We start from the raw sequence: 23,348 nt of genomic DNA on the forward strand, positions 1-23,348 counted from the left end.
CATGGCTAACATTCCAACCATTTCTTTCGACGCCATCATCATTGGCGGCGGCGGCGCCGGCATGCGTGCCGCACTGCAGCTGGCCCAGGGTGGCCACAAGACTGCCGTGATCACCAAGGTGTTCCCGACCCGTTCGCACACTGTGTCTGCCCAGGGCGGCATCACCTGCGCGATCGCCTCGGCGGACCCGAACGATGACTGGCGCTGGCACATGTACGATACCGTCAAGGGTTCCGACTACATCGGTGACCAGGACGCTATCGAATACATGTGTCAGGAAGGCCCGGCTGCGGTCTTCGAACTGGACCACATGGGTCTGCCGTTCTCCCGTACCGAAACCGGTCGTATCTACCAGCGTCCTTTCGGCGGTCAGTCCAAGGACTACGGCAAGGGCGGCCAGGCGGCTCGTACCTGCGCAGCTTCCGACCGTACCGGTCACGCGCTGCTGCACACCCTTTATCAGGGCAACCTGAAAGCCGGTACCACCTTCCTCAACGAGTGGTACGCAGTCGATCTGGTGAAGAACCAGGATGGCGCCTTTGTTGGCGTGATCGCTATCTGCATCGAAACCGGCGAAACCACCTACATCCGCTCCAAGGCCACCGTTCTGGCTACCGGCGGTGCAGGTCGTATCTACGCTTCCACCACCAATGCCCTGATCAACACCGGTGACGGTGTAGGCATGGCGCTGCGTGCCGGCGTTCCGGTGCAAGACATCGAAATGTGGCAGTTCCACCCGACCGGCATCGCCGGCGCCGGTGTACTGGTAACCGAAGGTTGCCGTGGTGAAGGTGGCTACCTGATCAACAAGCACGGCGAGCGTTTCATGGAGCGTTATGCTCCGAACGCCAAAGACCTGGCTGGCCGCGACGTTGTAGCGCGCTCCATGGTCAAGGAAATCATCGCCGGCAACGGCTGTGGCCCGAATGGCGACCACGTGATGCTCAAGCTCGATCACCTGGGCGAGGAAGTGCTGCACAGCCGCCTGCCTGGCATCTGCGAGCTGTCCAAGACCTTCGCCCACGTTGACCCTGTGGTTGCTCCTGTTCCGGTCGTTCCAACCTGCCACTACATGATGGGCGGCGTTGCCACCAACATTCATGGTCAGGCGATCACTCAGAACGCTGCTGGCGAAGACACCATCATCCCTGGCCTGTTCGCAGTGGGTGAAGTGGCTTGCGTATCGGTACACGGTGCCAACCGTCTGGGCGGCAACTCGCTGCTGGACCTGGTGGTGTTCGGTCGTGCAGCTGGCCTGCACCTGGAAAAAGCGCTGTCCGACGGTATCGAATACCGCGACGCCAGCGACACCGACGTCGACGTGGCCCTGAACCGCCTGGCCAAGCTCAACGAGCGCACCACCGGTGAAGACGTTGCAACCCTGCGTCGCGAGCTGCAGAGCTGCATGCAGAACTACTTCGGTGTATTCCGTACTGGCGAATACATGCAGAAGGGTATCGCCCAGCTGGCCGATCTGCGCGAGCGTATCGCCAACGTCAAGATCAACGACAAGTCTCAGGCTTTCAACACTGCACGTATCGAAGCACTTGAGCTGCAGAACCTGCTGGAAGTGGCTGAAGCCACCGCCATCGCTGCCGAAGTGCGTAAAGAGTCCCGCGGCGCTCACGCCCGTGAAGACTTTGAAGACCGTGACGACGAAAACTGGCTGTGCCACACCCTGTACTTCCCGGGTGAGAAGCGCGTTGCCAAGCGTGCGGTCAACTTCTCGCCGAAGACTGTTCCGACTTTTGAACCAAAAGTCCGGACTTACTAAAGGGTGATCGATATGTTGCAAGTTGAAGTTTATCGTTACAACCCAGACACCGACTCGGCTCCGAAAACCCAGGTTTTCCAGGTCGACACCGGTGGCAAGGACCTGATGGTGCTGGACGTGCTGGCGCTGATCAAAGAGCAGGACGAGGGTTTCTCCTACCGTCGTTCCTGCCGTGAAGGCGTTTGCGGTTCCGATGGCATGAACATCAACGGCAAGAACGGCCTGGCGTGCATCACGCCGCTGTCTGCCGTGGTCAAGAAGAACAAGCTGGTTATTCGTCCGCTGCCAGGTCTGCCGGTTATCCGTGACCTGGTCGTCGATATGAGCATCTTCTACAAGCAATACGAGAAGGTGAAACCATTCCTGCAGAACGATACGCCGGCTCCGGCCATCGAGCGTCTGCAGTCCCCGGAAGAGCGCGAGAAGCTCGACGGTCTGTACGAGTGCATCCTGTGCGCTTGCTGCTCGACCTCTTGCCCGTCCTTCTGGTGGAACCCGGACAAGTTCCTGGGTCCAGCTGCCCTGCTGCAAGCCTACCGCTTCCTGGCAGACAGCCGTGACACCAAGACATCCGAGCGTCTGGCTTCCCTGGACGACCCGTTCAGCGTATTCCGCTGCCGGGGGATCATGAACTGCGTCAACGTATGTCCCAAAGGCCTGAACCCGACTAAGGCCATCGGTCACATTCGTAACATGCTGCTGCAGAGCGGCGTGTGATTCAGCTGTTGTACCCGTAGGACCGCTGTACCCGTAAAAGCCAAGGCGCGGGCTTCAACCCGCGTCATGGCTCTAACCTGAGCAGCAGCTCACAAAGTGGCTGCTCTTATTTTTGAAGAAATGAGACAAGCAGGGGCATCCGGGCTGGTACCCGGACTATCAGCGTGATCCTAAGTGGCTTGTTTTGGTCGCTGCATTCGGACTTCTGCAAGCTTGCTCGGTGTCTTCGCCGGTGGTGTTCCCCTAACCGAGGGTGACCAAGCATGCAAGAAAGCGTGATGCAGCGCATGTGGAACAGCGCCTACCTATCCGGTAGTAACGCTGCCTATGTGGAAGAGCTCTACGAGCTCTACCTGCACGACCCTAACGCTGTGCCAGAAGAGTGGCGCACTTACTTTCAGAAGTTGCCTACCGACGGCAGCACTGCCATCGATGTTTCGCACTCGACAATCCGCGATCATTTCGTCTTGCTGGCAAAGAACCAGCGCCGCGCCCAACCGGTATCCGCCGGCAGCGTGAGCAGTGAGCACGAGAAGAAGCAAGTTGAAGTGCTGCGATTGATCCAGGCCTATCGGATGCGTGGCCACCAGGCAGCCCAGCTTGACCCGCTGGGGCTGTGGCAGCGTCCTGCACCTGCAGACCTGTCGATCAATCATTACGGCTTGACCAATGCCGATCTTGATACGACCTTCCGTGCCGGCGACCTGTTCATCGGCAAAGAGGAAGCGAGCCTACGCGAAATTCACGAAGCGTTGCAGCAGACATATTGCCGCACCATCGGCGCTGAATTCACGCACATCACCGACTCCGAGCAGCGCCAGTGGTTCCAGCAGCGTCTGGAAAGCGTGCGCGGCCGTCCGACCTATTCCGCCGACATCAAGAGCCACCTGCTCGAGCGCGTCACCGCCGGCGAAGGCCTGGAAAAATACCTGGGTACCAAATACCCGGGCACCAAGCGTTTCGGCCTGGAAGGCGGCGAAAGCCTGATTCCGATGCTCGACGAGTTGATCCAGCGTTCCGGTTCCTACGGCACCAAGGAAGTCGTGATCGGCATGGCCCACCGTGGCCGCCTCAACGTGCTGGTCAACACCTTCGGCAAGAACCCGCGCGAGCTGTTCGACGAGTTCGAAGGCAAGAAGAAGGTCGAGCTGGGCTCCGGTGACGTCAAGTACCACCAGGGCTTCTCGTCCAACGTGATGACCACCGGTGGCGAAGTTCACCTGGCCATGGCGTTCAACCCGTCCCACCTGGAAATCGTTTCTCCGGTGGTCGAAGGTTCGGTGCGCGCTCGTCAGGACCGTCGCAACGACCAGACCGGTGACAAGGTTCTGCCGATCTCGATCCACGGTGACGCGGCATTCGCCGGTCAGGGCGTGGTGATGGAAACCTTCCAGATGTCCCAGACCCGCGGTTTCCGTACCGGCGGCACTGTGCACATCGTGATCAACAACCAGGTTGGTTTCACCATCAGCAACCCGCTGGACTCGCGTTCCACCGAGTACGCCACCGACGTTGCGAAGATGATCCAGGCGCCGATCCTCCATGTGAATGGTGATGATCCGGAAGCCGTGTTGTTCGTGACCCAGCTGGCCATCGACTACCGCATGCAGTACAAGCGCGATGTGGTGATCGACCTGGTCTGCTACCGTCGTCGCGGCCACAACGAGGCCGACGAGCCAAGCGGCACCCAGCCACTGATGTATCAGCAGATCACCAAGCAGCGCACCACCCGTGAGCTGTATGCCGATCGCCTGATCCAGAGCGGTGTGCTTGACGCAGAGCGTGTTCAGGCGAAAGTCGATGAGTACCGCAATGCGCTGGACAACGGTCTGCACGTAGTGAAGAGCCTGGTCAAGGAACCGAACAAAGAGTTGTTCGTGGACTGGCGCCCATACCTGGGCCACACCTGGACCGCGCGTCACGACACCACCTTCGATCTCAAGACCCTGCAGGAACTGTCCGCCAAGTTGCTGGAGCTGCCGGAAGGCTTCGTGGTTCAGCGTCAGGTTGCGAAGATCTACGAAGACCGTCAGAAGATGCAAGCCGGCGGCCTGCCGATCAACTGGGGTTACGCTGAAACCATGGCGTACGCGACCCTGGCGTTCGAAGGTCACCCGATCCGCATGACCGGCCAGGACATCGGCCGCGGCACCTTCTCGCACCGCCACGCCGTTCTGCACAACCAGAAAGATGCCAGCACTTATGTGCCGCTCAAGCATCTGTTCGAAGGGCAGCCGCGCTTTGACCTGTACGACTCCTTCCTGTCGGAAGAGGCGGTACTGGCATTCGAATACGGCTACTCGACCACCACGCCGAACGCGCTGGTGATCTGGGAGGCCCAGTTCGGCGACTTCGCCAACGGTGCGCAAGTGGTGATCGACCAGTTCATCACCAGCGGCGAGCACAAGTGGGGCCGTCTCTGCGGTCTGACCATGCTGCTGCCTCACGGTTACGAAGGTCAGGGCCCCGAGCACTCCTCGGCACGCCTGGAGCGTTACCTGCAGCTGTGCGCCGAGCACAACATTCAGGTGTGCATGCCGACCACGCCGGCACAGATCTACCACTTGCTGCGTCGCCAGGTGATCCGTCCTCTGCGCAAGCCGCTGGTGGTACTGACTCCTAAGTCGCTGCTGCGTCACAAGCTGGCCATCTCGACTCTGGAAGATCTGGCCGAAGGTTCGTTCCAGACCGTTATTCCGGAAATCGACGCACTGGACCCGAAAAAGGTCGAGCGCCTGATTCTGTGTAGCGGCAAGGTCTACTACGACCTGTTGGAAAAACGCCGTGCCGAAGGTCGTGAAGACATCGCCATCGTGCGTATCGAGCAGCTGTACCCGTTCCCTGAGGACGACCTGAACGAAGTCCTGGCTCCGTACACCAACCTCAAGCACGTGGTCTGGTGTCAGGAAGAGCCGATGAACCAGGGCGCCTGGTACTGCAGCCAGCACCACATGCGTCGCATCGTAGGCAATCACGACAAGTCGCTCGTACTCGAGTACGCCGGCCGTGACGCCTCTGCTGCGCCTGCTTGTGGCTACGCGTCGATGCACGCCGAGCAGCAGGAAAAACTGCTGCAAGATGCTTTCACTGTTTAACGCCTTCGCGCACCTGAAACCGAATTTAAGGAACCACAGATAATGGCTATCGAGATCAAAGCCCCCACTTTCCCGGAATCGGTTGCCGATGGCACCGTTGCCACCTGGCACAAGCAACCGGGCGAAGCCGTCAAGCGCGACGAGCTGATCGTCGACATCGAGACCGACAAGGTTGTGCTGGAAGTTCTGGCCACCGCTGACGGCGTGCTGGGCGCTATCGTCAAGAACGAAGGCGACACCGTTCTGTCCGACGAAGTTCTGGGCTCCATCGTTGAAGGCGGTGCCGCTACCGCTGCTCCTGCTGCCGCTGCTCCGGCCGCTGCCGCTGCTGCCCCGGCTGCCGCTGACGGCGAAGACGATCCAATCGCCGCTCCTGCCGCGCGCAAGCTGGCTGAAGAAAACGGCATCAACATCGCTTCCGTTGCCGGTACCGGCAAAGGTGGTCGTGTGACCAAGGAAGACGTAGTGGCTGCCGTTGCCGCCAAGAAAGCCGCTCCGGCTGCCGCGCCTGCCAAGGCTCCGGCCCCGGCTGCCGCTGCTCCGGTGTTCGCTGCCGGTGATCGCGTCGAGAAGCGCGTACCAATGACCCGTCTGCGTGCCAAGGTTGCCGAGCGTCTGGTTGAAGCCCAGTCGAACATGGCGATGCTGACCACCTTCAACGAAGTCGACATGACCGAAGTCATGGCCCTGCGTTCGAAGTACAAGGACCTGTTCGAGAAGTCCCACAACGGCGTGCGCCTGGGCTTCATGTCGTTCTTCGTCAAGGCCGCCACCGAAGCGCTGAAACGCTTCCCTGCGGTCAACGCCTCGATCGACGGTTCCGACATCGTTTACCATGGCTACGCCGACATCGGTGTTGCGGTGTCCAGCGACCGTGGCCTGGTGGTTCCGGTTCTGCGTAATGCCGAGTTGATGAGTCTGGCCGAAATCGAAGGCGGCATTGCCACCTTCGGCAAGAAGGCTCGCGACGGCAAGCTGTCGATGGAAGAAATGACCGGTGGTACTTTCACCATCACCAACGGTGGTACTTTCGGCTCGATGATGTCGACCCCGATCGTCAACCCACCACAAGCCGCTATCCTGGGCATGCACAACATCCTGCAACGTCCTATGGCGATCAACGGTCAGGTAGTAATCCGTCCGATGATGTACCTGGCGCTGTCCTACGATCACCGTCTGATTGACGGTAAAGAAGCTGTGACATTCTTGGTAACCATCAAGAACCTGCTGGAAGACCCGGCGCGTCTGCTTCTGGACATCTAAAAAGCGGTTGCAAGCTGCAAGCGACAAGCTCCAAGCCCTTAGGGCGAGGGGCTTCAAGCTTGCGGCTTGCGGCTTCTAGCTTGCCGTTAAAAGGAACCTTTTTATGACTCAGAAATTCGACGTAGTAGTGATTGGCGCGGGCCCAGGCGGTTATGTAGCTGCAATCAAGGCAGCACAGCTTGGCCTGACGACTGCTTGCATCGAGAAGTACACCGATAAAGAGGGCAAGCTGGCCCTCGGCGGTACTTGCCTGAACGTCGGTTGCATTCCTTCCAAGGCGCTGCTGGACAGCTCCTGGAAATTCCACGAAGCGCAGGACGGTTTTGCCATCCACGGTATCCAGCACGCTGGCGTGACCATGGACGTGCCGGCCATGATCGGTCGCAAGGCCAACATCGTCAAAGGCCTGACCAGCGGTGTTGCCACCCTGTTCAAGGCCAACGGCGTCACTTCGATCCAGGGCCACGGCAAGCTGCTGGCTGGCAAGAAGGTCGAAGTCACCAAGCCGGACGGTTCGGTTGAAGTGATCGAAGCCGAAAACGTGATCCTGGCTCCAGGTTCGCGTCCGATCGACATTCCACCGGCTCCGGTCGATCAGAACGTCATCGTCGACTCCACCGGCGCCCTGGAATTCCAATCCGTTCCAAAACGTCTGGGCGTGATCGGCGCTGGCGTCATCGGCCTGGAGCTGGGTTCGGTCTGGTCGCGTCTGGGCGCGCAAGTGACTGTCCTCGAAGCACTGGACACCTTCCTGATGGCAGCTGACACCGCTGTTTCCAAGGAAGCGCTGAAAACCCTGACCAAACAGGGCCTGGACATCAAGCTGGGCGCTCGCGTGACCGGCTCCAAGGTCAACGGCGAAGAAGTCGTGGTGACCTACACCGACGCCAACGGCGAGCAGACCATCACTTTCGACAAGCTGATCGTTGCCGTTGGTCGCCGTCCGGTGACCACCGATCTGCTGGCTGCCGATTGCGGCGTGACTCTGGACGAGCGCGGCTTCGTGCACGTTGATGATCACTGCGCCACTACCGTACCGGGCGTCTACGCCATTGGTGACGTGGTGCGCGGCATGATGCTGGCTCACAAGGCCTCGGAAGAGGGCGTCATGGTTGCCGAGCGCATCAAGGGCCACAAGGCCCAGATGAACTATGACCTGATCCCTTCGGTTATCTATACTCACCCGGAAATTGCATGGGTCGGTAAAACCGAGCAGGCCTTGAAAGCTGAAGGCGTTGAAGTTAACGTCGGCACCTTCCCGTTTGCCGCCAGCGGCCGTGCCATGGCAGCCAACGACACCGGTGGTTTCGTCAAAGTCATCGCCGATGCCAAGACTGACCGCGTATTGGGCGTCCACGTGATTGGCCCAAGCGCTGCGGAACTGGTTCAGCAAGGTGCGATCGGCATGGAATTCGGCACCAGCGCCGAAGACCTGGGCATGATGGTTTTCTCCCATCCGACCCTGTCCGAAGCCCTGCACGAAGCAGCTCTGGCTGTGAATGGCGGCGCCATCCACATTGCCAACCGCAAGAAACGCTAAGCAATAATAAGAAACCACGGCGGTTGGCCCGTCGTGAGCCTTGTGCGCAAGACTCACCGCGGAATATCCGCTGGACTCGACCTCTTGAGGTAGCGCCACACACTGGATCGGGGCCCTGGCTCCGGGTTCAGGGTGTGGCGCTGGTTTGAGAGTAGCGGTCACAGGTGGTGCGGCACTCAATATTGAGCGCAGCGCCGAATGCGCAGTACCTAACGAAGACGGTAAAAAGCATGAATCTTCACGAGTATCAGGGTAAGCAGCTGTTCGCTGAATACGGCCTGCCAGTATCCAAAGGCTACGCGGTAGACACCCCGGAAGAAGCAGCAGAAGCTTGCGACAAAATCGGCGGCTCCGAGTGGGTTGTCAAAGCCCAGGTTCACGCCGGTGGTCGCGGTAAAGCGGGCGGCGTTAAGCTGGTTCGCAGCAAAGAAGACGCTAAGGCATTCGCTCAGCAGTGGTTGGGCAAGCGTCTGGTGACCTATCAGACTGACGCCAATGGCCAGCCTGTCACCAAGATCCTGGTTGAATCGTGCACTGATATCGCTAAAGAGCTGTACCTGGGCGCTGTCGTTGACCGTTCGAGCCGTCGCATCGTGTTCATGGCTTCCACCGAAGGTGGCGTGGACATCGAGAAAATCGCTCACGACACTCCAGAAAAAATTCTCAAGGCCACTATCGATCCACTGGTTGGCGCTCAGCCATTCCAAGGTCGCGAGCTGGCTTTCCAACTGGGTCTGGAAGGCAAGCAAGTTGCCCAGTTCGCCAAGATCTTCGTGGGTCTGGCCAAACTGTTCCAGGATCACGATCTGGCCCTGCTGGAAGTGAACCCGCTGGTGATCAAGGCTGACGGCGATCTGCACTGCCTGGACGCCAAGATCAACATCGACGCCAACGCCATGTACCGTCAGCCTAAGCTGAAGACTTTCCACGATCCGTCGCAGGACGATCCGCGCGAAGCGCACGCTGCCAAGTTCGAACTGAACTACGTAGCCCTGGAAGGCAACATCGGCTGCATGGTCAACGGTGCCGGCCTGGCCATGGGTACCATGGACATCGTCAACCTGCACGGCGGTAAGCCAGCCAACTTCCTCGACGTGGGCGGTGGTGCTACCAAAGAGCGCGTGACCGAAGCCTTCAAGATCATTCTGTCCGACACCAACGTCGCTGCAGTACTGGTCAACATCTTCGGCGGCATCGTTCGCTGCGACATGATTGCCGAAGGCATCATCGGCGCCGTGAAAGAAGTCGGCGTGAAAATCCCGGTTGTTGTTCGCCTTGAAGGCAACAACGCGGAACTGGGCGCTAAAGTACTGGCAGAAAGCGGCTTGAACATCATCGCTGCTACCAGCCTGACCGACGCTGCTCAACAAGTTGTCAAAGCTGCGGAGGGCAAATAATGAGCGTCCTGATCAATAAAGACACCAAAGTTATCTGCCAGGGCATTACCGGTTCGCAAGGTAGTTTCCACACCCAGCAAGCCATCGAGTACGGCACCAAGATGGTTGGCGGCGTAACTCCAGGCAAAGGCGGCACCGAGCACCTGGGCCTGCCAGTGTTCAACACCGTGAAAGACGCTGTAGCGGCCACTGGCGCCACCGCCAGCGTGATCTACGTTCCAGCTCCTTTCTGCAAGGACTCGATCCTGGAAGCGGCTTTCGGCGGCATCAAGCTGATCGTCTGCATCACCGAAGGCATTCCTACCCTGGACATGCTGGACGCTAAAGTTAAGTGCGACGAGCTGGGCGTGACCCTGATCGGCCCTAACTGCCCAGGCGTGATCACTCCAGGCGAATGCAAGATCGGCATCATGCCAGGTCACATTCACTTGCCAGGCAAGGTCGGTATCGTTTCCCGTTCCGGCACCCTGACTTACGAAGCCGTCAAGCAGACCACTGATGCCGGTTTCGGCCAGTCCACCTGCGTCGGCATCGGTGGTGACCCGATCCCGGGCTCCAACTTCATCGACATCCTGAAGCTGTTCCAGGAAGACCCGAAGACCGAGGCGATCGTGATGATCGGCGAGATCGGCGGTTCGGCTGAAGAAGAAGCGGCTGCCTACATCAAGGCTCACGTGACCAAGCCGGTTGTTTCCTACATCGCTGGTGTGACTGCTCCTCCGGGCAAGCGCATGGGCCATGCTGGCGCAATCATCTCTGGCGGCAAAGGCACTGCAGACGAGAAATTCGCTGCACTGCAAGACGCAGGCGTGAAAACCGTGCGTTCGCTGGCAGACATCGGCAAGGCCCTGGCCGAGCTGACCGGTTGGGCTGTCAAGTAAGCCTCGCGCTTAGCTTGTAGTTCTTCCAGCAAAGGCCACCTTCGGGTGGCCTTTGTGCTTTCTGGCGCAAGCCGGTTTGCCGGCGAAAGGGCCTGTGCGCGGGGTGTTGTCCTTGGCGAGGCCGGCGCTGGCGGGCCTGCTCCGACACGAGTCGGCCCCTGGGCGAACCAGGCTCTGGGCAACGCAGGCGCCAGCTGTGCGGTGGCTGCGCGGGGGGATTCATTCCGGTGGAAAAATAGTTTCAAAAAGGCGACATCCCCATGTCGCATATCAGAAAATTCTCATTGCGCCGGTGCGTTCGTCTTACAGATTCGGTAGGCTAGCCGCCTCTTTATGCGTCTGCTGCCCACAAGGTATCGGCGCGCTAAACGGGTCAGTCTTATACGGACTGACAGCATTTCCCTCACCCATAAGGGAAATCCCTCTCTAAATTCCGATTCAGTAGTGTGGTATTTCCTTAATGAAAGTGTTGAAAGGCCAGGACATTCTGGCGCTCGGCTTCATGACTTTTGCCCTGTTCGTCGGGGCTGGCAACATCATTTTCCCACCCATCGTCGGCTTGCAGTCCGGACCTCATGTCTGGATGGCGGCGCTGGGCTTTCTGATCACTGCGGTGGGCCTGCCGGTGATCACCGTGGTTGCCCTGGCCAAGGTCGGTGGCGCCATGGATGCGTTGAGCAGCCCCATCGGTAAAGTCGCCGGCGGTCTGTTGGCGGCGGTCTGCTACCTGGCGGTTGGCCCGCTGTTCGCCACGCCGCGCACCGCCACTGTGTCCTTTGAAGTGGGCCTGGCACCCCTGACCGGCGAGAGCCCGCTGGCACTGTTCCTCTACAGTTCGGCGTATTTCCTGCTGGTGTTCTTCATCTCCCTGTATCCAGGTCGTCTGCTGGATACCGTTGGCCGTTTCCTGGCGCCGCTGAAGATCATCGCCCTGGCGGTGCTGGGGATCGCAGCGTTCGCCCTGCCGGCCGGCAGCATTGGCGATGCCACGCCCGAGTATGTCGCCGCACCATTTTCCCAGGGCTTCATCAATGGCTACCTGACCATGGATACCCTGGGCGCCCTGGTGTTCGGCATCGTCATCGTCAATGCCATTCGCTCGCGCGGAGTCGAGTCGCCTCGACTGATCACCCGCTATGCGGTGATCGCCGGCCTGATCGCCGGGGTTGGCCTGGCGCTGGTGTACGTCAGTTTGTTCCGCCTCGGTTCGGGCAGCCATGAAGTGGCAGCCGGTGCCACCAACGGCGCAGCGGTACTGCATGCCTACGTGCAGCACACCTTCGGCTCCCTGGGCAGCGGTTTCCTCGCGGTGCTGATCTCCCTGGCGTGCCTGGTGACCGCCGTGGGTCTGACTTGCGCCTGTGCCGAGTACTTCAGCCGCGTAACGCCCTTGTCCTACAAGACGCTGGTCGTGATCCTCGCGGTTTTCTCGCTGTTGGTATCGAACCTTGGCCTGACCAAGCTCATCGCCTTCTCGATTCCGGTGCTGACCGCCATCTACCCGCCCTGCATTGCCCTGGTGGCCCTGAGCTTCTGCAAGGAGTTCTGGCAGGATCAGCGCCGCATCGTCGGTCCGGTGATGCTGGTGTCCTTTGTCTTCGGCCTGATCGATGCGCTCAAGGGCGCCGGCCTGGCCGATGGCCTGCCCAGCCAGCTGGCGCACCTGCCGTTGAGCGAGCAAGGCCTGGCCTGGCTGGTGCCTTCGGTGATCATCCTGGCGGTTGCCGTGATCTTCGACCGTATCCTGGGCAAGCCGGCCGAAGCGCTGGCTTGATCTGTCGGCAAGGGCTCAGGGTCGCCACAAGCGGCTCATGAGCATCCAGAACAATGCCCCGTATCGATCGATACGGGGCATTTTTTATGGGGCTCGGGCAGTGCCTTTTTCCTTTGCGTGGCGTCGAAGCTGTGTCCTCTGCCACGCCCTACAGGAATTTGCATGTCGTTCGTCCAAGCCAACCTGATCCATTTACTGGCCGCTTTGTGGTTCGTCATCTGCTGGGGCGGCTATACCCGTTATGCCACCTGGAAGGGGCGGGACACCGCCTGCCTGGCCAGTGTCCTGCACCTGTATCGCGAAGACTGGATGCGCCGCATGCTGTTGCGTGACAACCGTATCGCCGACGCCAGTGTGATCGGCAACCTGGAACGCAACGCCTCGTTCTTCGCCTCCAGCACCCTGATCATCCTGGCGGGCATTCTTACCGTGCTTGGAGCCTCGGAACGCGCGGTGTCGCTGCTGGCGGACATTCCCATGGTCCAGCAGGCGTCCCAGGGCATGTCGGAGATCAAGCTGCTGTGTCTGGCGCTGGTGTTCGTCTACGCCTTCTTCACCTTCAGCTGGTGCATGCGCCAGTACAACTTCGCCGCCATTCTGGTGGGCTCGGCGCCAATGATCGGTGAGCGCCAGGTGTCCGAGCAGGAGCGCAAGGCTTTCGCTTCGCGGGCGGCACGGGTCATTTCCATGGCTGCCAACCAGTTCAACTTCGGCCTGCGCTCCTATTACTTCGGCATGAGCATGCTGGCCTGGTTTGTCAGCCCCTGGCTGTTCATGGTGATGAGCGCGGGGGTGGTGCTGGTGCTTTATCGTCGCGAGTTTCATTCCGACGTACTGGATGTGATGGTCTATACCCCTACGGAGGCGCCATTGCCCGAGACAAACAAGGATCTAGGCTGATGAGTATTTCGTTCTGGTGCGTGTTTATCAGTGCGTTGCTGATTTTCATTGCGCGCATTCCGGTGGCCAAGGCCATGAAAGAGCAGGGCGGTTACAACAACCATCTGCCACGTCAGCAACAGGCCCAACTGACCGGGCTGGGCGCGCGGGCCCTGGCGGCGCATCAGAACAGTTTCGAGGCCTTCATGCTGTTTGCGGTCGGGGTGCTGATGGCCCATGTCACCCAGACTCAAGGCTGGTTGATCGACGTCCTGGCCATCACCTTTGTGATTGCCCGGGTCTTCTATCTGGCGTGCTATCTCGCGGATTTGACCTGGCAGCGAAGTCTGTTCTGGGCGGTGGGAATCTTGTGTTCCTTGTTGTTGATGCTTAGTCCAACTTTTCGCTGGTTGCTGATCTAGTCATTTCTTTCGGACACAATAAAGCCCGCACTTGGCGGGCTTTATTTATATCTTGCGCTAAAACCGAGTTAGTTGGTTTTAGGGGCTGCTTCCTTGGCGCTTTCTTCGGCTGCGGCCTTGTTGGATTCAGCCTGGTCTTTGGCAGCTTCGGCGTTTTCCTTGGCAGCTTCGTTCACTTTATCCTGAGCTTCGTTCATTTTTTGTTGAGCTTGCTCAGCGTGTTGGTTGGCATCTTGAGCTTTGTCCTCGGATTTTTTGTCACAGGCAGCCAGACCGAGGGAAGCGGTCAGCATCAGGGCAATAGCTAAAGTCTTACGCATGGGGTGTTTCTCCTTAGTGAAGATATCTACTGGCCTTTCGATCATGGTCTTGTGATTTAAGTTCCTTGGGGTTCCTAGATATATTAAGTATTTGTTCTACGGAACTTTTATCGCCCTGGCCAACCATCGATTCCTGACACTAACAAGAGAGATAACCCATGGCGCAGAATCCTGTTTTCGAGCGTGCATTGCGCTTTCTTTCCGCCTTGCGACACTGCCAGGTGCTGGGCATCAGCGTGCATAGCGCATCAGCGCAGGGCATGACCCTGACCTTGCCCTACAGCCCGCAGATCGTCGGCGATCCCCACACTGGAATCATCCACGGTGGCGCCCTGACCACCCTCATGGACACGGCCTGTGGCATGGCCACGCTGTGCGTGCTGCCGGAGTTCGAGGTTTGCCCGACCCTGGACCTACGCATCGACTACATGCACCCGGCGGTGCCTCATCACGACGTGCATGGTTTTGCCCAGTGCTACCGGGTCACCACCGATGTGATCTTTACCCGCGGTTTTGCCTATCAGGACGATCCGCAGCGCCCGGTAGCCCATGTGGTCGGTACGTTCATGCGCATGGGCAAGGGTCTCAAGGGCACCCCGGGTTTTGCCACGGCCCTCAAGGGAGCGCGTCCATGAGCGAAGATCTCAAGGTGTTGCTGGAGCAGGCTCACCAACAGGGCGACTACGGTCCCTTGCTGCAGAAGATTCCCTACGCCGCCCTGATCGGCATCGAATGCTCGCGGCTGGGGGACGAGTTGCTGTTTCGCTTGCCGGCCAACAAGGACAACATCGGCAATCCCTTGCTGCCGGCGCTGCATGGCGGAGTAATCGCCGGTTTCATGGAATTGGCGGCGGCTGTGCATCTGTTGATCTTTACCGGCGCTCCCGGGGTGCCGAAGATCATCGATTTTTCCCTGGATTACCTGCGTGCCGGGCAGTTTCGCGACACCTTTGCCCGCTGCCAGGTCTGGCGCCAGGGGCGGCGCGTGGCCAACGTCGCGATCACCGCCTGGCAGAGCACCGCCGACGAGCCGATTGCCACCGCCCGTGCACATTTCAAGATCGAAGAGGCACCCGCCCCTTGAAATCCGGCGAGCTACCCCCACTTCCATGTCATCCCGCCGTTCTCCGCTTCCGGAGCGCGACCACAGCCATCTGATTGGAGTTTGATGACCATGAGTGTGGAAACTCAAAAGGAAACCCTGGGCTTCCAGACCGAGGTGAAGCAACTGCTGCACCTCATGATCCATTCGTTGTATTCCAATAAGGAAATCTTCCTTCGCGAATTGATCTCGAACGCCTCTGACGCCGTCGACAAATTGCGTTTCGAAGCCCTGTCCAAGCCCGAGTTGCTGGAAGGTGGCGCCGAACTGAAAATCCGTGTGAGCTTCGACAAGGACGCCAAGACCGTCACCCTCGAAGACAACGGTATCGGCATGAGCCGTGAAGATGTCATCACCCACCTGGGGACCATCGCCAAGTCCGGCACCGCCGACTTCATGAAAAACCTCACCGGCGACCAGAAGAAGGACTCGCACCTGATCGGTCAGTTCGGCGTGGGCTTCTACTCCGCATTCATCGTTGCCGATCAGGTCGAAGTGTTCAGCCGCCGTGCCGGCCTGCCGGCCAGCGAGGGCGTGCACTGGTCGTCCAAGGGCGAAGGCGAGTTCGAGGTTGCGACCATCGACAAGGCCGAACGCGGCACCCGCATCGTCCTGCACCTGAAGTCCGGTGAAGACGAATTCGCCGATGGCTGGCGCCTGCGCAACATCATCAAGAAGTATTCCGACCACATCGCCCTGCCGATCGAGCTGCCCAAAGAAGCCGCTGCCGCCGAAGGCGAAGAGAAACCGGCGCTGGAGTGGGAAACCGTCAACCGCGCCAGTGCCCTGTGGACCCGTCCGCGTACCGAGATCAAGGACGAGGAATACCAGGAGTTCTACAAGCACATCGCCCATGACTTCGAGAACCCGCTGAGCTGGAGCCACAACAAGGTTGAAGGCAAGCTGGAATACAGCTCGCTGCTCTACGTGCCGGCTCGTGCACCGTTCGACCTGTACCAGCGTGAAGCGCCGAAGGGCCTCAAGCTCTACGTACAGCGCGTGTTCGTCATGGATCAGGCCGAGTCCTTCCTGCCGCTGTACCTGCGCTTCATCAAGGGCGTGGTGGACTCCAACGACCTGTCGCTGAACGTCTCGCGGGAAATCCTGCAGAAAGACCCGATCATCGATTCGATGAAGTCGGCGCTGACCAAGCGCGTGCTGGACATGCTGGAAAAACTGGCGAAGAACGAGCCTGAGCAATACAAGGGCTTCTGGAAGAACTTTGGCCAGGTGATGAAGGAAGGCCCGGCCGAAGACTTCGCCAACAAGGAAAAGATCGCCGGCCTGCTGCGCTTCGCTTCCACTCAGGGCGACGACGGCGAGCAGACCGTGTCCCTGGCCGACTACCTGGCTCGCGCCAAGGAAGGTCAGGACAAGATCTACTTCCTCACCGGCGAATCCTACGCCCAGGTCAAGAACAGCCCGCACCTGGAAGTCTTCCGCAAGAAAGGCATCGAAGTGCTGCTGCTCACCGACCGCATCGACGAGTGGCTGATGAGCTACCTCAACGAGTTCGACGGCAAGAGCTTTGTCGACGTGGCTCGTGGCGACCTGGACCTGGGCAACCTGGACTCGGAAGAGGACAAGAAGGCTGCCGAGGAAGTCGCCAAGACCAAGGAAGGCCTGGTTGAGCGGATCAAGACCGCGCTGGGCGAGAGCGTCAGCGAAGTGCGGGTTTCCCACCGCCTGACCGACTCCCCGGCGATCCTGGCCATCGGCGAGCAGGACCTGGGGCTGCAAATGCGTCAGATCCTCGAAGCCAGCGGGCAGAAGGTTCCGGATTCCAAGCCGATCTTCGAATTCAACCCGACTCACCCGTTGATCGAGAAACTCGACGGCGAGCAGAACGAAGAGCGCTTTGGCGACCTGTCGCACATCCTCTTCGATCAAGCGGCCCTGGCGGCCGGCGACAGCTTGAAAGACCCGGCGGCCTATGTGCGCCGACTGAACAAGCTGCTGGTTGAACTGTCGGTTTAACCAGGTTGCAGGAAAAACCCGCTTCGGCGGGTTTTTTCATTCTGGTGTCCCCCTACTGGAGAAGATGAGTCATGAGTCAAATCACCGTGCGTTCCGTGGTCTATCAGATCGATGGCCAGCCCTATGAAGGCCTGCTGGCCTTTGATGCCGCCCATAAAGGCGCGCTCCCGGGGTTGCTGATGGCGCCGAACTGGATGGGTGTCAGCGCCGGCGCGCAGCAGCTCGCCGAGTCGGTGGCGGCCAAGGGGTATGTGGTGCTGATCGCCGACCTGTATGGCCAGTCGGTACGCCCCAGCGACGCCGATCAGGCCGGTGCGGCGATGATGCCCCTGAAGAATGACCGGGCGCTGTTGCGTCGGCGGATGCAGGCGGCCTTCAGCGCCCTGCAGAGCCAGGCCGAGGCCGCGGTGGACCTGTCCAGGCTGGCCACCTTCGGTTTCTGCTTTGGCGGCTGCTGCGCGCTGGAGCTGGCCCGCAGCGGGGCGCCAGTCAAGGCCGCGGCTTCGTTCCATGGCACCCTGGACACGCCCGATCCTGCGGATGCGCAGAACATCAAGGGCTCGGTGCTGGTGCTGCACGGTGCGGCCGATCCGCTGGTGGCCAAGGAACAACTGCCGGCCTTCGAGGCGGAGATGAATGCCGCAGGTGTTGACTGGCAACTGGTCAGCTACGGCGGCGCGGTGCATTCCTTCAGCGATCCCCAGGCCAATGTCCCGGGCAAGATGATGTATGACGCCAAGACCTCGGCCCGGGCCTTCGCCACCCTGTACTACCTGCTGGACGAAGTGTTCCAGGGCTGACGGCATCCCTTGATCCGCCAGGAGCCGGCCTGCCGGCGATAGAGGGGCCTGTGGGCGATGCAAGGCCTGCGGGCCTGTTCGCCGACAAGCCGGCTCCTGCAGATCAGTGGCGGGAAGCGGGCAGTTCGATGCGCTCGCTTTCTCCCGGCACTTGCGGCCAGTCCCCGGCTGCCCAGCGTCCGCGTGCGGCCTCGATCAACAGCGGGTCGCTGGCGACAAAGTTCCAGTTGATCCGTCGCGGCCCGTCCAGAGGCGCACCGCCAAGCAGTACCGCATGGCAGTCGCTCTCGGCGAACAGCGTGGCGTTTTCTCCCTCCGGCAACACCACCAGCGAGTGCGGGGGCAATGGCTCGCCGTCCAGTTGTGCCTCGCCGTCCAGCACATACAGCGCGCGTTGCTGATGCTCGGTGGGAATCAGCAGGCTGGTGGCGGTCTGCAGGTGCAGTTCGGCATACAGGGTCGGGGAGAGCACCGGCACCGGCGACTCCAGGCAGAAGCCGCTGCCGGCGATCATGCGGATCGTGACCCCGAGGTTGTCACTCACCGGCAGTGTGGCCGCGGGGTGATGGCTGTAGTGCCCGGGTCCCTGTTCATGCTCCTTGGGCGAGGCCAGCCAGACCTGCAAGCCATGCAGGGTGAAAGCCTGGCTCAGCAAGGCCTCGGGCGTGCGCTCGACGTGGGCGATGGCACTGCCTGCGGTCATCCAGCTGACGTCCCCGGGGAGGACGATCTGGTCCGAGCCGAGGCTGTCCTTGTGGCGGATCTGTCCTGCGAACAGGTAGGTCAGCGTGGACAGACCGATATGCGGGTGCTGGCGGATGTTCATGCCTTTGCCGGCGGGGTAGGAGGTGCTCAGCATGTGGTCGAAGAATACGAAGGGGCCGACGCTGCGGCACTGTGCCGAAGGCAGGGGGCGGAGGATAGGCTGGCCTTCGACGTCCTCGACGCGGGGGCGGATCACTAGGGGTGAATTCATGGCGGATTCCAGGCTGACCGGGGGTATGCCCGCAAGCATAACCCCCGGATGCCAGCCTTGCCGCTACTGGCTGAAGGCGCCTTCGGACAGGTGAGTCTCGATGCTGACTTCACTGGTGGTCATCAGCTTGTGGATCGGGCAGCGGTCGGCCACCCGGTGCAACTCCTCACGCTGGGCGTCGGTGAGCACGCCCTTGAGGGTCAGCTTCACGTGCAGGGCGTACTTGCCTTGCTGTTCCTGGCTGTTGTCGTGCTTGAGCTCCACCGTGACGCCGGTGAGCGGGATGTTTTTCTTCTGTGCGTAGAGCTTGAGGGTCAGGGCCTTGCAGGCCCCCAGGGCGGCATCGAAATAATCGTGGGGCTCGGGCGCGGTGCCTTCGCCACCGGCGTACTGGGGCAGGTCGGTGAACAGCTGATGGTCGTCGACCTGGATGCTGTGGCGGAAACCTTCGCTGGACTCGGTATTGACGGTAATGGTCATGGCAAACCTCAGGCAGTGATGAATGTCGGATCGGGTGGTAAAGGTGCTGAAGTTATAGAGCATCGGCCGGCGCAGGCGTTCAGGTTTTTACTGGCGGTAGCCGATGGCCCGGTGGCACGCCGATGAATGTGCAAGCAGCGACGTCGCAGCGGGTTTCGAGGTGGAAGCTGTACTGTTTGATCGGAAAATGTCGATTTTCTGTGAGCTGAATCGTTTTACTCTGAGGTATCGAAGTCATAGGGCGTTTTGATATCACGTTTTTGTCTTACGCAAATTTCCGCCGGCCCGATACCGTCTAAGAGCACCCTGCTGCAAGCTCTTGCAGCGCTCTAGGAAGGAGCCAAAGGAATGAGTCTCAGAAGTCTCAATATCGCCCCCCGCGCCAGCCTGGGTTTTGGCTTGCTGGCGCTGATGGTGTTTGTCCTCGGCGCATTTGCCCTGATGCAGATGGCCAACATGCGCCAGCAGTCCGATGAGGTGGAAAGCAACTGGTTGCCCAGCGTCATGTCGGTGGGCGACATGAGCCAGGATCTGTTGCGTCTTCGCGCCCTGACCCTGCGCCTGCTGATCAATCGCGACCCCCAGGCCCTGGCCCAGAACGAAGCCAAGATCAAGGACATCAAGAGTGGCCTGGGCGTTGCCCAGGGGCGCTATGAGTCGCTGATCGTGCTGCCCCAGGAGCGGGTCCTGTTCGATCGCTTCAAGGGCGTGGAGCAGCAGTACCTGCAGCGGCAGGCCCAGGTCATGGCCTTCTCCAGCCAGAATCAGCTGGAGGAGGCGGTCAAGGTGGTCAACGGTGAAATGAACCAGTTGGCCGATGAAATGGCCGCGACACTGCACGAGCTGATCGACTTGAACAAGCAAAGTGCGACCCAGGCCACGGATCTGGCTCAGGCAGTGTTCAGCCAGTCGCGCGTCTGGGTGGTGGCGATGATCGTGGTGGCGGCCCTGGTGACCATTGGCCTGGCCTTGTTGTTGACCCGCAGCATCGTCCTGCCGCTGGCGCAGTCCTTGCGCGTCGCCGAGGTGGTGGCCGGCGGCGACCTGACCGGAGACATCACGGTGATCGGCAAGGACGAGCCGGCGCGCCTGTTGCTGGCGCTCAAGGCCATGCAGCACAGCTTGCGCGAGACTATCCGGCGCATTTCCGATTCCTCCAGCCAGCTTGCCTCGGCTTCCGAGGAGCTCAGTTGCGTCACCGAGGATGCGACCCGAGGCCTGCATCAGCAGAGCCAGGAGATCGAACAGGCCGCCACGGCAGTGAATCAGATGACCGCCGCGGTGGAGGAGGTGGCGAGCAACGCGGTGGCCACTTCCGAAGCGTCCCGGGAGTCAGATCGGATCGCCCAGCACGGTCGCGAACAGGTGCATCAGACCGTGCTGTCCATCGAGTCGCTGGCCGAGGATGTGACAGCCAATGCCAGTCAGGTCGAACAGCTGGCGCAGAAGGTCTACGGCATCAGCAAGGTGCTGGAGGTGATTCGCTCCATCGCCGAGCAGACCAACCTGTTGGCCCTGAACGCGGCCATCGAGGCGGCGCGGGCCGGAGATGCCGGGCGCGGCTTCGCTGTGGTGGCCGATGAAGTGCGGGCCCTGGCCCATAGGACCCAGCAGTCGACCCAGGAAATCGAGCAAATGATCGGCGGTATCCAGCAGGGCACCGATCAGGCGGTCAGCTCCATGCAGCAGAGCAATAGCCGCGCCCATTCGACCCTGGAAGTGGCCAAGGCGGCGGGGCAGGCGCTGGAGGAAATCGCTTCGGCCTTCACCCTGATCAACGAGCGCAACATCGTGATCGCCAGTGCCTCGGAGCAACAGGCGGCGGTGGCGCGGGAAGTGGACCGCAACCTGATGAACATCCGCAACCTGGCGTTGCAGACCTCGGCCGGGGCCAATCAGACCAGCGCGGCCAGCCAGGAACTGTCGCGGCTGGCGGTGGACCTGAACAGCATGGTGGCGCGTTTTTCCGTCTGAGCCGCTGGCGCCGGAAAATGGCAGGCAAAAAAAAGCCCCGAACCGGTCGGGGCTTTTTCATGTCGCGAAGCGGCGAGGCTTACTTGCCCTGCCAGCGCTTCAGCACCAGGGTGGCGTTGGTGCCACCGAAGCCGAAGCTGTTGCTCATCACGGTGTTGATGGTGGCGTCTTCGCGAGTCTTGGTCAGGATCGGCATGTCGGCCACTTCCGGGTCCAGCTCGTCGATGTTGGCCGAACCGGCCATGAAGTTGCCTTCCATCATCAGCATGCAGTAGATCGCTTCGTGAACGCCGGCGGCGCCCAGGGAGTGACCCGACAGGCTCTTGGTGGAGCTGATGGCTGGAGCCTTGTCGCCGAACACTTCACGCACGCCTTTCATTTCCGCGACGTCGCCGACCGGAGTCGAGGTGCCGTGGGTGTTCAGGTAGTCGATCGGGGTGTCGACAGTGGACATGGCCATCTGCATGCAGCGGATAGCGCCTTCGCCGCTTGGGGCCACCATGTCGTAGCCGTCGGAAGTGGCGCCGTAGCCGACGATTTCCGCGTAGATCTTGGCGCCACGGGCCAGAGCGTGTTCCAGCTCCTCGACCACCACCATGCCGCCACCGCCGGCGATGACGAAACCGTCACGCTTGGCGTCGTAGGCGCGGGAAGCCTTTTCCGGGGTTTCGTTGTATTGGGTGGACAGGGCGCCCATGGCGTCGAACAGGAACGACTGGGTCCAGTGCTCTTCTTCACCGCCGCCGGCGAAGACGATGTCCTGCTTGCCCATCTGGATCTGTTCCATGGCGGTGCCGATGCAGTGAGCACTGGTCGCGCAGGCAGAAGCGATGGAGTAGTTCAGGCCCTTGATCTTGAACGGTGTGGCCAGGCAGGCGGAAACGGTGCTGCTCATGGTCCGCGTGACGCGGTATGGGCCAACGCGCTTGACGCCTTTCTCGCGCAGGATGTCCAGCGCTTCCATCTGGTTCAGGGTCGAGGCACCACCGGAACCGGCGATCAGGCCGGTACGCGGGTTGGAGACTTGTTCTTCGCTCAGGCCGGAGTCGGCGATGGCGTCTTTCATGGCCAGGTAGGCGTAAGCCGCCGCGTGGCCGACGAAGCGATAGATCTTGCGATCGATCAGTTCTTCGAGGTTCAGGTCAATGGAGCCGGAAACCTGGCTACGCAGACCCATTTCGGCATATTCCGGGTTGAAGCGGATGCCAGGGCGACTTGCACGCAGGTTAGCGGAGACGGTCTCTTTGTCATTGCCCAGGCACGAAACAATGCCCAGACCAGTGATAACGACGCGGCGCATGCGGATAACCCTTAGAAGTTGTCAGTGGAGGTAAACACGCCGACCCGGAGGCCTTCGGCGGTGTAGATTTCGCGGCCGTCAACGCTGACCGAGCCATCGGCGATGGCCATGTTCAGCTTGCCCTTGAGCACGCGCTTGATGTGAATGTTGTAGGTGACCTTTTTCGCCGTCGGCAGAACCTGGCCGAAGAACTTCACTTCTCCCGAACCCAGGGCGCGACCGCGGCCCGGCAGGCCTTGCCAGCCGAGGAAGAAACCGACCAGCTGCCACATGGCATCCAGGCCCAGGCAGCCCGGCATCACCGGATCGCCTTCGAAGTGGCAAGCGAAGAACCACAGGTCTGGAGTGATATCCAGCTCAGCGACCAATTCACCTTTACCGTACTTGCCACCCTCTTCGCTGATATGGGTGATGCGATCCACCATCAGCATGTTGGGGGCGGGCAGTTGCGCGTTACCTGGGCCGAACAGCTCACCGCGACTGCAGCGCAGCAGGTCTTCCCGAGTAAAGGCGTTTTGTTTGGTCATGCGAGCTCCTCAATAGTCCCGTGCGGCAGGGTTGGGCAATCTTCCCGGCCGATCGAAGCGTTCATGCCTCGAGCCGGCAGCCTACTCATAGACTATTGCGTTGTAGTGAAAGTCACAGCGCCAAGGGTATGAAAGTACACTTGTTCACTG

20 protein-coding genes and 1 pseudogene are annotated in these 23,348 nt (G+C 60.4%); 16 read left to right on the forward strand and 5 right to left on the reverse strand.

Features of this window, described 5'->3' with window-relative positions; all coding sequences use genetic code 11:
• Position 1: 1 nt before the first annotated feature.
• The 10 genes from sdhA to PST29_RS08795 all read left to right on the forward strand — a co-directional run bounded on the left by sdhA (position 2) and on the right by PST29_RS08795 (position 13,742).
• Positions 2–1,774 (forward strand): succinate dehydrogenase flavoprotein subunit, encoded by a 1,773-nt coding sequence (sdhA, locus tag PST29_RS08750; protein ID WP_060838188.1) that lies wholly within the window; start codon positions 2–4, stop codon positions 1,772–1,774.
• 12 nt (positions 1,775–1,786) lie between these two features.
• On the forward strand, positions 1,787–2,491 hold the full coding sequence (locus PST29_RS08755) for a succinate dehydrogenase iron-sulfur subunit (RefSeq protein ID WP_022643104.1): 705 nt from the start codon (positions 1,787–1,789) through the stop codon (positions 2,489–2,491).
• A gap of 263 nt (positions 2,492–2,754) precedes the next feature.
• Positions 2,755–5,586 (forward strand): 2-oxoglutarate dehydrogenase E1 component, encoded by a 2,832-nt coding sequence (locus PST29_RS08760; RefSeq protein ID WP_016968088.1) that lies wholly within the window; start codon positions 2,755–2,757, stop codon positions 5,584–5,586.
• Between the two features lie 42 nt (positions 5,587–5,628).
• The gene (gene odhB, locus PST29_RS08765) at positions 5,629–6,849 is read left to right on the forward strand and encodes a 2-oxoglutarate dehydrogenase complex dihydrolipoyllysine-residue succinyltransferase (RefSeq protein WP_060838189.1); all 1,221 of its coding nucleotides are present in this window, start codon (positions 5,629–5,631) and stop codon (positions 6,847–6,849) included.
• Between the two features lie 103 nt (positions 6,850–6,952).
• A complete protein-coding gene (gene lpdA / locus PST29_RS08770) occupies positions 6,953–8,389 on the forward strand; it encodes a dihydrolipoyl dehydrogenase (protein WP_060838190.1) in 1,437 nt (478 codons plus the stop codon).
• A 230-nt stretch (positions 8,390–8,619) separates the two neighbouring features.
• Positions 8,620–9,786 carry an ADP-forming succinate--CoA ligase subunit beta gene (sucC, locus tag PST29_RS08775; RefSeq protein WP_009047768.1) on the forward strand — a complete coding sequence of 389 codons (1,167 nt, stop codon included), beginning with the start codon at positions 8,620–8,622 and terminating at the stop codon, positions 9,784–9,786.
• Positions 9,786–10,667, forward strand: a complete 882-nt coding sequence (sucD, locus tag PST29_RS08780) for a succinate--CoA ligase subunit alpha (RefSeq protein ID WP_003223019.1) — start codon at positions 9,786–9,788, stop codon at positions 10,665–10,667. Before sucC ends, sucD begins: the two co-directional genes overlap by 1 nt.
• 460 nt (positions 10,668–11,127) lie before the next feature.
• The gene (gene brnQ / locus PST29_RS08785; RefSeq protein WP_060838191.1) at positions 11,128–12,441 is read left to right on the forward strand and encodes a branched-chain amino acid transport system II carrier protein; all 1,314 of its coding nucleotides are present in this window, start codon (positions 11,128–11,130) and stop codon (positions 12,439–12,441) included.
• A 162-nt stretch (positions 12,442–12,603) separates the two neighbouring features.
• Positions 12,604–13,341, forward strand: coding sequence for a DUF599 domain-containing protein (locus tag PST29_RS08790; protein WP_060842834.1), 738 nt, complete (start codon positions 12,604–12,606; stop codon positions 13,339–13,341).
• Positions 13,341–13,742: an MAPEG family protein gene (locus tag PST29_RS08795; protein ID WP_060842835.1), complete on the forward strand. Its 402-nt coding sequence runs from the start codon at positions 13,341–13,343 to the stop codon at positions 13,740–13,742. The genes PST29_RS08790 and PST29_RS08795 overlap by 1 nt, the downstream gene beginning before the upstream one ends.
• Before the next feature lie 68 nt (positions 13,743–13,810).
• On the opposite strand, the gene PST29_RS08800 is transcribed toward PST29_RS08795, so the two are convergent.
• Positions 13,811–14,062 carry a hypothetical protein gene (locus PST29_RS08800; RefSeq protein WP_016968094.1) on the reverse strand — a complete coding sequence of 84 codons (252 nt, stop codon included), beginning with the start codon at positions 14,060–14,062 and terminating at the stop codon, positions 13,811–13,813.
• Between the two features lie 158 nt (positions 14,063–14,220).
• Here PST29_RS08800 and PST29_RS08805 point away from each other — a divergent pair, with 158 nt between their 5' ends.
• The 4 genes from PST29_RS08805 (at position 14,221) to PST29_RS08820 (ending at position 17,941) form a co-directional block, all read left to right on the forward strand.
• Positions 14,221–14,697, forward strand: a complete 477-nt coding sequence (locus tag PST29_RS08805; protein ID WP_060838194.1) for a PaaI family thioesterase — start codon at positions 14,221–14,223, stop codon at positions 14,695–14,697.
• Complete coding sequence (locus PST29_RS08810) at positions 14,694–15,146, forward strand: PaaI family thioesterase (protein ID WP_060838195.1); 453 nt, start codon at positions 14,694–14,696, stop codon at positions 15,144–15,146. The genes PST29_RS08805 and PST29_RS08810 overlap by 4 nt, the downstream gene beginning before the upstream one ends.
• 90 nt (positions 15,147–15,236) lie before the next feature.
• Positions 15,237–17,141, forward strand: a complete 1,905-nt coding sequence (htpG, locus tag PST29_RS08815) for a molecular chaperone HtpG (RefSeq protein ID WP_060841901.1) — start codon at positions 15,237–15,239, stop codon at positions 17,139–17,141.
• 71 nt (positions 17,142–17,212) lie between these two features.
• Complete coding sequence (locus tag PST29_RS08820; RefSeq protein WP_060842836.1) at positions 17,213–17,941, forward strand: dienelactone hydrolase family protein; 729 nt, start codon at positions 17,213–17,215, stop codon at positions 17,939–17,941.
• A 103-nt stretch (positions 17,942–18,044) separates the two neighbouring features.
• Here PST29_RS08820 and PST29_RS08825 read toward each other — a convergent pair whose 3' ends face one another.
• A complete protein-coding gene (locus PST29_RS08825; protein WP_060842837.1) occupies positions 18,045–18,917 on the reverse strand; it encodes a pirin family protein in 873 nt (290 codons plus the stop codon).
• A gap of 63 nt (positions 18,918–18,980) precedes the next feature.
• Positions 18,981–19,397 carry an OsmC family protein gene (locus PST29_RS08830; RefSeq protein WP_042942143.1) on the reverse strand — a complete coding sequence of 139 codons (417 nt, stop codon included), beginning with the start codon at positions 19,395–19,397 and terminating at the stop codon, positions 18,981–18,983.
• A gap of 348 nt (positions 19,398–19,745) precedes the next feature.
• Here PST29_RS08830 and PST29_RS32695 point away from each other — a divergent pair.
• Both PST29_RS32695 and PST29_RS32700 read left to right on the forward strand, forming a co-directional pair.
• Positions 19,746–20,516, forward strand: a pseudogene (locus PST29_RS32695) (MCP four helix bundle domain-containing protein); the annotation flags it as partial.
• Entirely contained in the window at positions 20,508–21,371 is an 864-nt protein-coding gene (locus tag PST29_RS32700; RefSeq protein ID WP_375136255.1) for a methyl-accepting chemotaxis protein, read from the forward strand. The pseudogene PST29_RS32695 and the gene PST29_RS32700, both read left to right, overlap by 9 nt.
• 79 nt (positions 21,372–21,450) lie before the next feature.
• Here PST29_RS32700 and fabB read toward each other — a convergent pair whose 3' ends face one another.
• Both fabB and fabA read right to left on the reverse strand, forming a co-directional pair.
• The gene (fabB, locus tag PST29_RS08840) at positions 21,451–22,671 is read right to left on the reverse strand and encodes a beta-ketoacyl-ACP synthase I (protein ID WP_016963486.1); all 1,221 of its coding nucleotides are present in this window, start codon (positions 22,669–22,671) and stop codon (positions 21,451–21,453) included.
• Positions 22,672–22,682: 11 nt separating this feature from the next.
• Positions 22,683–23,198 (reverse strand): 3-hydroxyacyl-[acyl-carrier-protein] dehydratase FabA, encoded by a 516-nt coding sequence (gene fabA, locus PST29_RS08845; RefSeq protein WP_011060067.1) that lies wholly within the window; start codon positions 23,196–23,198, stop codon positions 22,683–22,685.
• Positions 23,199–23,348: the final 150 nt, after the last annotated feature.

Origin of the sequence: Pseudomonas sp. St29 (assembly GCF_001547915.1) — a bacterium.
GTDB lineage: Bacteria > Pseudomonadota > Gammaproteobacteria > Pseudomonadales > Pseudomonadaceae > Aquipseudomonas.